The following is a 13983-nucleotide window of genomic DNA, read 5'->3' on the forward strand; positions in this document are numbered from 1 at the left end:
ATAAATTTACTAGGTTTTTAGACAGACTGTGTGACATAGCGACTTTCTTTGAATGGTAACCCCAAATTCCCACGCAGTGTTTCTGCCTCATAGTCTTTACGATAAAGTCCTCTTGCTTGTAAAATAGGCACGACCTTATCCACAAAATCTTCAAGAGCACCAGGCACTGTCACACCAATGATGAAGCCATCTGCCGCTTCCTTTTCAAACCATTTCTGTACTAGATCCGCTACCTGCTCAGCTGTCCCAAAAAAGGCTGTTTTAGGTGTAGCTTCACGTAAAGCAACCTGACGTAATGTAAGACCCTCTTGTTTAGCATATCGTTTAATATAATCAGTTGTACTTCTAAAGCTATTGGCTCCAATGTCACCTAGTTCAGGAAACGGAGCATTCACATCATACTGAGTAAAATCATGATGGTCGAAATAACGCCCAAGATAAGCAAGTGCACGGTCTATGGAAACTAGTTCAACGATTTCTTGATATTTTGCCTCTGCTTCCTCCACTGTATCGCCAATAATAGGTGAAATTCCTGGGAAGATTTTTACTTCATCTGGATTACGCCCAAATGCTGCCACCTCTGTTTTTACTCTTCTGTAAAATGTTTGCGCCTCTTCAATTGATGCACCATGTGTAAAAATAGCATCTGCATCCTTGGCGGCCAATCGAATGCCTGCATCTGATGACCCAGCTTGGAAAATAACAGGCTGACCTTGTTTTGACCGTCCAATATTGAGTGGACCTTGAACTGAAAAATAGGTCCCTTTATGATGTAAAATGTGTAATTTTTCTGGATCAAAAAATTGATCATTGTCAACGTCAGCAATAAATGCATCATCATCCCAAGAGTCCCATAAGCCTTTGACAACCTCTAAATATTCTTCCGCAATTTGATAACGCTCTGCATGGTTAGGATGTTGGTCGATTGTTTTATTGTAGTTCAAAGCAGTACTTTCTAATGGAGTAGTTACTACATTCCAGCCTGCACGCCCCGCACTAATATGATCTAATGAAGCAAATTGTCTTGCCACTGTAAATGGTTCGCTATAGGAAGTTGAAACGGTTCCAACTAAGCCAATATTCTTCGTCGCTACAGCCAATGCTGATAAAATTGTAATCGGCTCAAAGCGGTTTAAAAAATGAGGGATGGATTTTTCATTAATAAATAAACCATCTGCAATAAATGCTACATCAAATTTCCCTTGCTCTGCCTTCTGAGCCTGCTGAATATAAAAAGGCAAGCTTACACTTTGATTACTCGCTACCTTTGGATGACGCCAACTAGAAATATTGCCCCCCACTCCATGAATGATGGCCCCAAATCGAATTTTATCCTGTCTAGCCATGTCAATTCCTCCTCAATCCTTATTATTTACTAAACTTAGTGGTTAAGTATGTTTTTGTTTAAAAATTTTTTATTTATGCTAATTCATAAATAAATTTGGATTGAAAATGATATTACAGTTCCTTTAGACAATATGCAATAGGCTACGTAATAGAAAAAATTTTAAGTTCTGAAAAAATATTTAATCAATGCCTTTCTTGCATGCTTTCAAATTGCTTAGCGGTCTCACAGATTGTCTGCCAAAAGGCTGTCGTCAACACCTCTTTATCTTTATAGGTTAAAAATATGTGTTGATTCATATCCAATAAATGCTTGACGTCTATCTCCACAAATTCACCGCTTTCGAGCTCCTTTTTGACGCAAAGATGTGGTAAAAAGCTAATATAGTTCTTTGTCCGAATAAATTCCTTGGCAACTTCTAAATGATCCGTACGTACTTCAATATTGGCTGTCACACCCTCTATCTCAAACATTTTATGCACATAATTCCAATCAAACGCTCCACATTCAAAAAACACCATTTTCTGTTGGGCTAACTCCTTTGCTTGCATGCGTTCACGTTGTTGTAATAGATGATCACGATGTTTCACAAGTTTCACCGCATTGTTTAATAATAGCTCATTACTGATGCCATCTCGATGCACATATTGAATAAGACCTAGATGGATTTGATGGCTTTGTAACTTTTCTAAAATCATAGTAGTTGAACCTGTAATTAGTTGAAATCGCAAATAAGGAAATTGCTCTTTCCATTTTGGCAATGCATAGGCTAAGAAATACTGTGCTGTCACCCCATTTGCCCCAATACATACTTCATCTGTTTCCTGTGTTTCCTCTAATTGCTTCTTTCCTTGCTGAAACGTTTGGACAATTTGTGTAGCAAACGGTATAAAGTCTTTTCCTTTCTCCGATACGCTCACACTTCGTCCATCTCGGTAAAACAATTCAACACCAAGCTCCCTCTCTAACGATTTGATTCGTGCTGTCACAGTCGGCTGTGAGAGAAACAACGCATTGGCTGCCTTATGGGTACTTTTGTAATGGACAACATATAAAAATGCCTCGATATGGTCTATATTCACGAGAAGTTCACCCCTTCATACTTATTTATCCTATTATATAAATAATTCTTTATATTCTCTATAATTTATTGGAAAACTATGTTTTTAATTTTTATCAAAAGAAAAAGTAACCTAGCGTCTCCTAGGTTACTTTCATAGTGTTGAAAAACAAAACCATCCATAGAATTTATGTGAAAGGTGAAAAAGGATTTCCGTTGCAGGCTACTTGCTTTCCTGTGGGCGAGCGCCGAGCCGCTTCCTCCGTGCAGGGGCTCGCCCGTCTCGCTATTCCCACGGGAGTCAAGTAGCCTTCCACTCCAATCCATAAAATAAAATGTTAACTTTTTAGCAAAAAAGTGAAGGTATTCACTACTCTTTTATGGAGGGGTGTTGGCACACATCACTTCTCCACATTGAAAGTAAGAGGCTATCCTTTCTTAATAATATAAATAATGGGCTATTTTGTTCAGGAAAAGACACTTTTGCAGAATGGTTGATTGGAGTGGAGCCAGCGTCACTCCTAGGGGATTTAGCGTCACAGAGGAGACCCTGGAGCGAACGCAGTGAGTGAAGCGGCTCATCGGACGCCCCCTGGAAAGGACGCTGGCGGAACGGACATCAACCTCTCACCTTGCAAAGTTGGTTTTTCTGCTATTGATATCACCTTTTTTCAACAACATGAAAGTAACCTAGCGTCTCCTGGGTTACTTTACTATGTAGCGATGTCGCCATCCATCTTGACAACAAACATCGCGCGTGGTTTACAGCCCTCTGTCTGCGCTACCACTGTTATGTTATTCACTTGAACATCCTCTGCTGCGCAAGTAAACTCTTTTTATCGTACTTCTCAACTCGAGAAGCATATGTCCAAATTTAAGCAAGAATCGATGCCAGTACGGCTTTTTGTGCATGTAGTCTATTTTCGGCTTGTTCAAAGATATAAGAATTAGGTCCATCAATAACTGATGTTGCCACCTCTTCCTCACGATGTGCTGGTAAGCAATGCAAGAACATATAATTTGGTTTTGCGTAGGCAACTAGCTCATCATTAATTTGATAACCAGCAAAGTCTTGTAAACGTTTAGCCGCTTCTTCCTCTTGACCCATGGATGTCCAAACATCTGCATAAACCACATCTGCATTTAACACAGCTTCAACAGGATCATTTGTGATCGTAATCGTACTGCCATTTGCCGATGCAATCGCCTGTGCTTTGGCGATTACTTGCGCATCACACTCATACCCAGCTGGTGTTGCCACAGCGACATTCATGCCGACATGTGCAGAAGCTACGACTAGTGAGTGCGCTACATTATTGCCATCGCCTACATAGGCAATTTTAAGCCCTTTTAAAAAGCCTTTATTTTCTGCAATCGTTTCTAAATCCGCTAATGCCTGACAAGGATGATAAATATCCGTTAGTCCATTGATGACTGGAATAGCTGCATGCTCTGCAAGCTCCTTGACCATCGCGTGAGAATTTGCACGAATCATAATCCCATCTAAATAACCAGATAATACATGTGCTGTATCATAAATCGATTCACCACGACCAATTTGCAAATCGCGCGCATGCATAAACATACTTTTCCCACCTAATTGATTCATGCCAACTTCAAATGAAATACGTGTACGAGTTGAATGTTTTTCAAAAATCATGCCAAGTGTTTTACCTTCTAATAATCTTGGACATTTTCCCTCTTTTGTAATCATTTTTAGCTGTGTTGCTAGTTCAATCAGTTCTTGAACCTCTTGACTTGTATAGTCTAGCAATGTTAGAAGATCTTTTCCTTTTAAACTAGATACTAACTTCAACTGTACTTCTTCGAGTAATTTCATCGCCTTCGCTCCTTACATCGTTGCTGTTGAAATTAGTATATCATGCATAAATATAAAATCAACTGAATTTTTATAATTTATTTCAATTAGTAAGCACGAGACTTTAAATGTGACAAAAATTCGCCATATAGAATATTTATGCATACATTAAGATTCATCTATACTAATCTTTTAAAGCACAAAAAGGATACCTCCGTTTTAAGGTATCCTTTATATATTCTTTGCGTAACTAATAACTCATATGACAGGTGTTTTCCTGACAACTCTGTTCTAACTCCTTATAATAATCCTGTTTATTTTCATATGGGAAAAAGTGACTTCCGGAAAACTCTTTCAAATGAAAGGTATTAGTCGTGACAACTTGCCAATTTTTCACATTACATGCTGGTGCATCAGGATCATTCGTTCCACAATGTGCAAGAATCGGACCATGGAATAATTCATCTTGATAATCAAACGACTCATTCAAGCGATAATCATTTTTTACAATAGGTAAAATATATTGCAGCACTTCTTCATTTTCTAACAATTCATTCGGTGTACCACCTACTCTTTTTAACTCTTGAATGAGCTCACTATCGTCCATCGTTGTTTGATAGTCATCAGGAAAATCATCCTGTGGGGCATGGCGGCCAGCTACTATTAATAAATTCACCTTTTTCTTATATTTTTCTTCTAACAAACAGGCTGTCTTAAATGCAAGAATAGCTCCCATGCTATGACCATAAAAATAAATTCGTGTTTGGCTTGTCACTTGATGAATAGCCTCTGCAATTTGTGGTATGACATCATGATAATTTGTCATGTACTGTTCTTTTATTCTTGTTGACTTTCCAGGTAGCTCGATCGGAAAGACAGCTAAGTTCCTCTCCCATGTTTTCCAATTTTTAAAAATGGCTGCACTGCCACCAGCATGATGAAAGCAAAAAAGCTTACAAGGATGACCATAATCTAACGCTTTCACAAAAGGAAACCATTTTTTCACATTCATCATATCCATTCTTTTTCTCCCTTAATATCCCTCATTCTTAACGGCTCTCGTTCCTGTATACAGACTTTTTGGGACGGCCCCATTTTCTTCCCAATATTATTCCATAATTTACAAGCTGTTAAATAATATTGTGTTGTTTGATTGAAGTAAGAACGACTCCAAATTTCTTCTGAAAATGTTATAAGAGAGCGTTCAACACTTTTTGGCCATACCTTTATATATAAATCTTCAAAGCTCGTATTTTGTGCAGGAAAGACAATCTCCTCAACCGGATAGCTTAAGAATTTATTGTCTCTTTTCTTATTAAATATAGTTGACTCGTTTAATGATGAGCTCATACATGGCATCCAGTGTACTGATCCATGCGGGTCTGGTAGATACAATGTTCCTCTGTTCGTTCCTAAAATCACTCTATGCAACAAATAAATATTACTTTCTGGATTAGCTAAATCCATTTGATTGAAAATGCGTAACGTCACTGGAATATCCCGGATTTGTCCAGATAGCGTATAAAAGGGTTCATGCTCTGTATGATTATTAATTGGTTCAAGTGTACAAGTTTGTAAGCCCCCAAGTGCTTGTCCGATAATATCAAGCATTGGAAATAATACTTGGATACTACACGCCGCCTCTAAATAAATAATGTCGCTGGCTTCTCTTAATGTTTGCGCTGTTTGTAAAAAGGCATATACGGCATCAACATTTGGGTAAAAACTATTCAAGTGATACTTACAATTACCAGCTTTCGCACTTTTAATTAGCTTTAAATAATCATCTTCATGCACTGGATGCTCCTGAATAACATGTATACCTTTTTCTAAAAACGCTTGTGCAATGCTTGTCCCTGCTCCACCCACGATAGTCGATTTAACAACAACACAGGCAACATCCACCTGCTCATTTGTTATTTCATCCACATCGGTGTAAAGCGGTACATTAAATGTATTAGCAAGCTCTTCCGACTGTTTACTACCTTTAGATAAAATACCTACAAGCCTATAATGAGATGGTAAGTTTAAAATTGCCTGCACATAATACGCTCCAAATTTCGTACCACAAACCACTACCCTTAACGGTCTCATAATAGCCCTTCTTCCAACAAGCTTACATGATTTTCTGAATGTGAAGTGATGCTAAAATCTTCTATCGCACCCTGCACACGCAATTCTCGCATCACAATAGTAGGGTTTAATACGTCATATGCCCAATAAACACCATTTTCGTGCACCATTCCTTCTATAATTGCTTCTACAGATAATGCACAAATAATGCCACTAATCATAAAGCTATTTTGACTAAGTAATTGAGCTTTTCGTCGTATTGGCTGTTGCTGATACTTTCCAATCATTTCAATGATAACGGTGTACCATGTTTGCCGCACAGGGAATACAGTGAGTCTTTCCATCAATTCATCTATAATTTGATGTAAATGTTCTGATGTATTTTTCATCGCCAATCGTATACATGCTTGTTGTAATAATGAAAAAACAGCTTTATTTGGATACATATTATACCAATGTGCTTCAGTTATCTGTAGCTTTTTTGCGAGGCGGATTGTTTCATTTGTTATATACCTTTGAGTATAGATTTCTTTTTCCTCACCATAAATGGTGACATTTATTTTTTCTGGCTGTACAGTATCTCGTACTATTTCTTTATTCTTATAAAAGGCATTCGCTGTGCCAAATCCATAAATGGAGCTAAGCATTAAATCAGCAGCTGCTCCTTTACTATATGTTTCTTCACCACCTGCATAGCCGATTACTTTCTCTATTTGATCAAACCCTTCTTGAGCTAATAAACGAGGAAGAATCCCAGATAAACCGGGAAAACTTCCTGCTGAAAGAATCATGATATTCGTTAGCTCCTGCTGCATAAATTTTTTTTCCAACAAATCGGCACCAAATGCATCAACATAATGGGCTCCCACTTTTTTTGTAGCCTGTGCTACTCTATCAATAATGCTATACGATGGGCCTGCACAATTTAATACAATTGTACATCCTGTACAAAATGTCTCTAGCGCCTCTTGGTCATATATATCTACTTGCCTATAATCTATATATTCATGTGAGTGAGCATGTTCTTTATTGCCACTTCTACTACCACAGCGTAGTGGATATTTATCCTTTAAAAATCGTACAGCTGCTTGTCCAACGGATCCACTGTAGCCAATAATTCCTATTTTAAATTGATGGTTCATGACTAACTCCTTTAAGCAGTAAATGAGCAGTCTCTTTCACATATGGCTCTTGTAAACAGGTAATGTGATTGCCATTTATAGGTATAATATTCAAGTGACCAAATGTAATCTCTTTCCAAAATTCTTCATTTCTTGTACCCATGACTGGTAAAAAGGATGACGTTTTATCGATACAGCTAAATGCAGCTACATCTCCCATGAAAGGCTCTGTTCCATACGATACAACACCTTTAAAGCTTTGACAGAAAATTTGATATAGCGTTTCCATTCGCTGTTTTTGATAGGCAGAAATATCACCCTGCAAAGCTGGAACAGTCGTATATAAATCTACCAATCTTTGTTCAGGTGACTTACTAGCAAGCTTTTGATAACAGTGTGCAACTGGTGTGAACTCTCCCGTTAGTTCACATAAATCTTCAATCGTAATCATGTTCGTTTCTTTTTTGATTAAATCTTGTAATGCTTTTTTGAGTAATTCATCGTCAACAGCATGACCGCTTTTTTCAAGATCTGCACCTATTAATAAACCAAATGTTCTTTCCATTAATAAATCATTTCGAAGCTTGGCATCACACGGCGTAGTATCTATAGTTATGACCGGTTCAACTTGAACACCCTCTGCAAGTAACACCTTTGCTGTTTCAATAGCGATAAGTCCACCCATGCAGTATCCTATCAGTTCATAGCTTGCAGCATTTAGCTCTAACAATTGTTTGGCATATTTTTGCCCTAAACTTTGAATGAGTGATTCAGATGGATAGGCTAAATAATCTGCTTCATCGCCAAAAATAAACCCTGCTATCGTATCTTTGCGATTAGATTCTTCTATTAAATAAGGGAGCAATTGATTGTATGGTGTAAGTGTCCCTGTTCCATCATGAAATAGAACTTTCATGTTACCGCCCATTTCACCTTCAGCTAAAATAACGAAAGACGGTTTCTTATCTGAAGTAGTTTCATCCTGCACTGTTTGATGATTTTCCACTGAGTGACTTATCTTTTCTGCAATCTCTGCAATGGTTGGTGTTTGTAAAATCTCTACCATTAATTGATCCCACTCCCAATGCTTCACCTCTGGTAGTGTATCTCTCATGGCGGCCACAATTTGTGCCACTAGTAATGAATCACCACCTGCTTGATAGAAGTTTTCATTACGCCAAATACTTTCTCGATTTAATGCCTTTGCCCAGATAGCTGCAATTCTTTTCTCTAAATCGCTTTGTGGGGATTCTCCAGATTGTGCAATAAATGGATTAGATGCTTCTAAGCGACTTTGTAACGCACCACGATCCACTTTACCATTTTCAGATAACGGTAATTCACGGAGTACTTCAATATGCGCTGGGAGCATATATGCTGGTAATTGTTCTTCTAAATATTGTTGAATCTCACTCGCATAAATTCGCTTGCGTTCACCTCTAAACTGACCAACAAATACTGCCTGATTGGCTGCTGATAATGGATCATTTGGGGTAGGATATACACCTGCTATCTCCATTTGTGCTGCTGCAAATAACTCATGCCACTGTTCACGATTAAAAAATACTTGATCATTGTCTTTACGAAAATCTTCAAAATCATTTAGACCCGCATGAAATTCCATCGATGTAAGGAGGGAATAGTTTTCCCCTGTTGTATCCGCCACGATCAATGCCCCACCTTCCACTGTCATTTCCTTAAAAGCCTGTAGCACTTGTGGTGCTTTTTTAGCATTGTGTAAAACATTATTACATAAAATCAGGTCAAAGGAAGATGCTTGAATTCCTTGAGACCAGTAGGATTGATTGATATCATACAAACCATATGTAACCCACTTATAAGGTTCAAATGATTTACGTGCTTCATTTAAAAAGAATTGTGATAAATCTGTAAAAACATATTCTACATTTTTTTGATCTAATGACGGTATTAACTCTAAACTTACACCACCTACGCCTGCTCCTACTTCTAAAATTCGAAATGGTTTATTTGGATAACTCGCTCTAAATTCATCTATAATCGTATGAACAGCTTGAATCGTCACTTGATTTAATGAACGACTAATCAGATTGTCTTTATATGCTGCTAAGGCAATCTCAAAGCTGCCTTTTGGGAAAAATAAATCTAACGAATCTATTTCGCCCCGAAGTAAACCTAGAAGATGCTTACTTGAATCCTCAAAGTAATCCACAAGCTTTTTACCATATTGCATTTTTTCCTCAATTTCTCTCCATTGTAGCCAAGACATTGCTGAAGCATTGTGCGGTAAATCTGTATGAATTAGATAATAGTTTGTCGTAGCTGGATTTTGCTGAATAAGATTCTCTTTACATAACACATTCAGCCATCGTCTGAGTAGCTGATGATAATAGGGATGAACTTTCACAATTTGCTGAATCTCACTAAAAGAAAATTCTCGATCATCTATAAATATATCTAAGTCCTGGAATGTTTTCATAATATCTAGGACGGCTGTCCAATTGGAAATTGTAGACCATTGTGCAAATAGCTCGCGATCTACAGCATGAGTTGCTCGATCTCCAGCAGTCTTCACTATAGCTGCTAACTTGTCTGAAGGAACGAAGGTTGTGACTTCATTTGTATTTTTTCTTGCTTGCGCGAATGCTGAAATACTAAATTCTTTTGTTGCCGAATCCTTATTTGCAATTACGGCAGCATGCTCTATCTGCTGCATCCGTTGTAGAGAGCTTTCAACTTCGCTTAGTTCAATGCGGTGCCCATGAATTTTTACTTGCGTATCTTCTCTTCCCAAAAATTCAATCACACCATCTGGTCGGTATCTGCCTAAATCGCCAGTGGCATATAACCGTTCTTCTGTGTAAGGATGGATTATAAATTTCGCTGTAGTATTTTTTTCATCGTGTAGATAGCCAGTGGCAAGCCCCTCTCCTCCAATATATAAATCACCAATTGTCCAGTCAGGGCATTCTTCTAGCTCCTTATTCAACACATAAAAATTTTGATTGGCCAATGGCTTACCATAAGGAATGCTATTTTTATAAGCCGTATTCATATCTATTGGATAATAAATAGACCAGATGGCTGCTTCTGTAGCTCCACCAAGACTGATAAATTGCGCTTCTTCAAAATAATGTGCCATTTGTTTAGGTAATGTAACAGGTATCCAATCACCAGATAAAAATACTAGACGCAATACGTTATGAAGAGTTGTTGTCGTATCCTGCATATAAGCGGAAAGAAGTTGCATTTGAGCTGGTACTGAATTCCAAATAGTGACCTGCTGAGATGTTATAAGTTCCAGCCAATGTTTTGGATCTTTATGACGTTTATGCTCTGGTAATATAATGCTACCACCAACACTTAATAAGCCAAAAATATCGTATACGGATAAATCAAATGCTAAATTAGCAATGGCTAAAACTCGATCATGCTCTGTTACATGGAAACGCTGATTTATATCCATTATTGTATTTAGCGCCGCTTTATGACTGACAATAACGCCTTTTGCTTTACCTGTACTGCCTGATGTATGAATAATGTAAGCTGGCTGCTCAACGTCTACACGTACAGGAACTAATTGTGCTTCTGATACAACGTTTAATTGCTCGACACTAATAAAAGAAAGAGCATCTTGTTCGTATAATTTACTAGAATGACTATGACTTAAAATAAATGTGATTTGCGATTCATTGATAATATCTTTCTTCCGTGCAATCGGTTGCTCTCTTTCTAAAGGTACATACACGCAACCCGCTGTTAATGTTCCTAATACAGCAGCAATTTGCCAAATCCCTTTCGGTAAATCAATGGCTACAAAATCCCCTTGCTGTACACCTTCCTTCAGCAATGCCTGTTGAATAGCAAATACATAGCGACCGAGCTCCTCATATGTAAAATATTTGCCATCTGCATAAACAGCCCTATTTTTAGGATATTGAGTAATGGCATCTAGCACTTTGTCATACAGTAATCCTTTAGGTAAATTAACTGTTGTATTCTTTATTTCATTTCTAACCTTTTGCATTGCTTCTGGTAAGCCTATCACATCGCTATCAGTCCACGCTCCCTTGTTATTTGCCAGGTTTGTTAGGTGATCCACAAAAAACTGAAAAGCAGTATCCATTAAACCATTTGGAAAAATGCCCTCTCGTACATCCCAATTTATCAATACCCCATTTGGTTGTTCAGATACTTGACAATCAATCCACACTTGAGGGGTCTGACTAATTTTATAGGCTAACTTCAACTTAGGCTCATTATCAGACATATGGCTATTTACCTCAGCACCTAATGTGCTTGTATAAACAACAGGAATAATAACATCTCGATTGCGCTGTCGCTTTAATTCACGCAATACCTCAATTCCTGAGAAATCCCGATACTCTAAATCTGTCCAGAGCTGCTGTTGAATTTCAGCCGCATGCTCATAAAAAGCTCTATCTCTTTTTGCATATATTTCTAATAGATTAATCGTTGTAAAGTCTCCAACTATATCATGAATTTGAGCATGAATAGTAGGACGGTTAAGCATCGTAATATTCAAGCAAAAATGCGATTGTTTTGACCATACACCGATAATTTCAGCAAAAGCCGTCAATATAATACTAGATGGTGTTAGTCGATGCTCTTTTGCCTTCTGACTTAAACTTTGCCACTCGTGTTTCGGTAATAAAAAATTAAATTGTTCAAAACGAACGGTATGACTATCCATTTTGTCACTTACAACTGGTAACTCTGGCGCTTCTGGAAAAGTCTCTAAACGGCTAGTCCAATAATTTTTAGCTATGTCATAGGCTGCCGATCGATTATGTTTTTGTTCATATTGTTGGGTCATGACATCTCTAAATTGAATGTCTAAAGCTGGTAATGGCGTATTTTCTGTATAATAAAAGTGTTCTAATTCAGCTATTAATACATTGATACTGACAAAATCCGCAATTAACATATCAATGGATAGATGAACAGTACTTTGATTTTTTTGCTGTGTCAGGACGAGGTCGTACAATGGCCACTTATCAGGAGCATACTGTTTAACAGATAGCTCATTTCTTACTTGTAATAATCGTTGATTCGCAGCTTCAGGTGCTTCCTCTGTTAAATCAATAACCTGTAAAGCTGGAAGCTCTACATTTTCTAGTACTTGCTGATAGCCCTCCTGATGCACTATCGCACGAAGCATATCATGACGCTTTATGACATGATGCCATGCCTTTTCAAGCTGTATAGGATCAAAAATAGTACCAACTAGTTCAGCATATACTTTACAGCCTACTCCACCGTAATGATAATTGCCGCTTCTTCCTACTAAATAGGCTGATTGAATATCTGTAAGTGGAAAGGAATCATAACGTCTTTCTGCGTCATGGGTGATTGGCTGGTGTTCTTTTTGTAAAAAGTCAAGAAGCTGCTCTTTATGCTGTCGTAACCGCTCTTTCCGTTCATGTGTAAGTACACCAGTTGGAGCCTTAAAATGTAATTTCCCATCTTCTACCCAAAGATTTACGCCCAATTCGCGATACTCTGCTACTAATTTTTTCATATTATAATATGCCCTCCTGATATTCGAAGTCCTTTTTGACAACTTCTATTAGATAGTCATCTTCTTTTAATGGATAAAGTGCTTTGATCTTTAAGCCGCTTTGATGGAATAACGCTTCAAACTGCGATTGTGTTCTTTCCTTGCCTCCGCACATCGTCCAAATATTTAAATCTGTCATATATAAATGCGAGGCATTTCCTTCAATGACCTCTGGTAATATTTTTTCAATAATAGTTAGTGCAGAATTTTCACTCATACTTTCGGCAATATTACGTAAAATTGTGATTGCTGCTTCATCCTCCCAATCATGGAGAATTCTCGATAGAATATAGAGATCACCTGACCGTGGCACTGCACGAAAAAAATCTCCTGCCTGAAACGTACATCGACTATCGAAACCGTAAAGTGCCAGCTTCTCCTCCGCCTTTTGTTGAACATGTTGTAAATCGATTACAACCCCTTGAGCATTGCGATAATATTCCAAAAATTTCACAATTATCTCTCCAGATCCACCACCAATATCAATAATTGTCTTGATACAGTGCCAATCCTTTTTTGCTGCGAAATAGGTGTCTAATTGAAGCTGTTCACTTGTTTTACTCATCATATTATGAAACACTTCAAATTTTTCGTTTTGCTGTATTTGTGCTTGAAAATAAGGCTGTTTCTCTACTAATTGATATGGGATTTTGTTCATTTTTATTGCCTCACATAGTTTTGACCAATAAGGCATTGCTTGTCTCCCTGTAAATAGCAGAAAATCCTTTAAAGAATCCTTTGCTTGTCCTGCCAACCGTTCCCCTAAAGGAAGTAAATTAAAATAATTTTTTTCTTCTTTCACATACTTTAAAGCCACTAATGGTCTCATAAAACGAAAGAGTATGTCTTCATCAATTGCTAATTCCTCTGCCAATAACGATACATGTCTTCGTTCTTGATATAAGGCATCAAATATTCCTAATTCACAAGCTGTATAGAGCAAATAAGATGTAGAAAAGCCTTGAATCGTTGAACGTATCATATTTCCTTGTATATCCATAGTTT

The 13983-nt window shown here is 37.6% G+C and carries 8 protein-coding genes; all 8 read right to left on the reverse strand.

From position 1 onward, the window contains the following. Positions 1 to 17: 17 nt before the first annotated feature. Positions 18 to 1346: an LLM class flavin-dependent oxidoreductase gene (locus tag NV349_RS16695; RefSeq protein WP_036128276.1), complete on the reverse strand. Its 1329-nt coding sequence runs from the start codon at positions 1344 to 1346 to the stop codon at positions 18 to 20. A gap of 184 nt (positions 1347 to 1530) precedes the next feature. Then, on the reverse strand, positions 1531 to 2427 hold the full coding sequence (locus tag NV349_RS16700) for a LysR family transcriptional regulator (protein ID WP_036128277.1): 897 nt from the start codon (positions 2425 to 2427) through the stop codon (positions 1531 to 1533). Positions 2428 to 3279: 852 nt separating this feature from the next. Beyond that, positions 3280 to 4245, reverse strand: a complete 966-nt coding sequence (argF, locus tag NV349_RS16705) for an ornithine carbamoyltransferase (protein ID WP_036121573.1) — start codon at positions 4243 to 4245, stop codon at positions 3280 to 3282. A 229-nt stretch (positions 4246 to 4474) separates the two neighbouring features. Next, on the reverse strand, positions 4475 to 5245 hold the full coding sequence (locus NV349_RS16710; protein WP_271910663.1) for a thioesterase II family protein: 771 nt from the start codon (positions 5243 to 5245) through the stop codon (positions 4475 to 4477). After that, entirely contained in the window at positions 5236 to 6318 is a 1083-nt protein-coding gene (locus tag NV349_RS16715) for a Gfo/Idh/MocA family oxidoreductase (protein ID WP_271910665.1), read from the reverse strand. The genes NV349_RS16710 and NV349_RS16715 overlap by 10 nt, the downstream gene beginning before the upstream one ends. Continuing rightward, positions 6315 to 7439, reverse strand: a complete 1125-nt coding sequence (locus NV349_RS16720; RefSeq protein ID WP_271910667.1) for a saccharopine dehydrogenase NADP-binding domain-containing protein — start codon at positions 7437 to 7439, stop codon at positions 6315 to 6317. Before NV349_RS16720 ends, NV349_RS16715 begins: the two co-directional genes overlap by 4 nt. Further along, on the reverse strand, positions 7423 to 12939 hold the full coding sequence (locus NV349_RS16725; protein ID WP_271910669.1) for a non-ribosomal peptide synthetase: 5517 nt from the start codon (positions 12937 to 12939) through the stop codon (positions 7423 to 7425). Before NV349_RS16725 ends, NV349_RS16720 begins: the two co-directional genes overlap by 17 nt. 1 nt (position 12940) lies before the next feature. Then, positions 12941 to 13978, reverse strand: coding sequence for a methyltransferase (locus NV349_RS16730; protein WP_271910671.1), 1038 nt, complete (start codon positions 13976 to 13978; stop codon positions 12941 to 12943). Positions 13979 to 13983 lie beyond the last annotated feature (5 nt).

The sequence above is a fragment of the Lysinibacillus sp. OF-1 genome (assembly GCF_028356935.1).
GTDB lineage: Bacteria > Bacillota > Bacilli > Bacillales_A > Planococcaceae > Lysinibacillus > Lysinibacillus fusiformis_D.

Coding starts and splice junctions, on each gene's coding strand:
- NV349_RS16715 (WP_271910665.1), bottom strand. CDS start 6,318: ATGAGACCGTTAAGGGTAGTGGTTTGTGGTACGAAATTTGGAGCGTAT.
- NV349_RS16725 (WP_271910669.1), bottom strand. CDS start 12,939: ATGAAAAAATTAGTAGCAGAGTATCGCGAATTGGGCGTAAATCTTTGG.
- NV349_RS16730 (WP_271910671.1), bottom strand. CDS start 13,978: ATGGATATACAAGGAAATATGATACGTTCAACGATTCAAGGCTTTTCT.
- argF (WP_036121573.1), bottom strand. CDS start 4,245: ATGAAATTACTCGAAGAAGTACAGTTGAAGTTAGTATCTAGTTTAAAA.
- NV349_RS16720 (WP_271910667.1), bottom strand. CDS start 7,439: ATGAACCATCAATTTAAAATAGGAATTATTGGCTACAGTGGATCCGTT.
- NV349_RS16695 (WP_036128276.1), bottom strand. CDS start 1,346: ATGGCTAGACAGGATAAAATTCGATTTGGGGCCATCATTCATGGAGTG.
- NV349_RS16710 (WP_271910663.1), bottom strand. CDS start 5,245: ATGGATATGATGAATGTGAAAAAATGGTTTCCTTTTGTGAAAGCGTTA.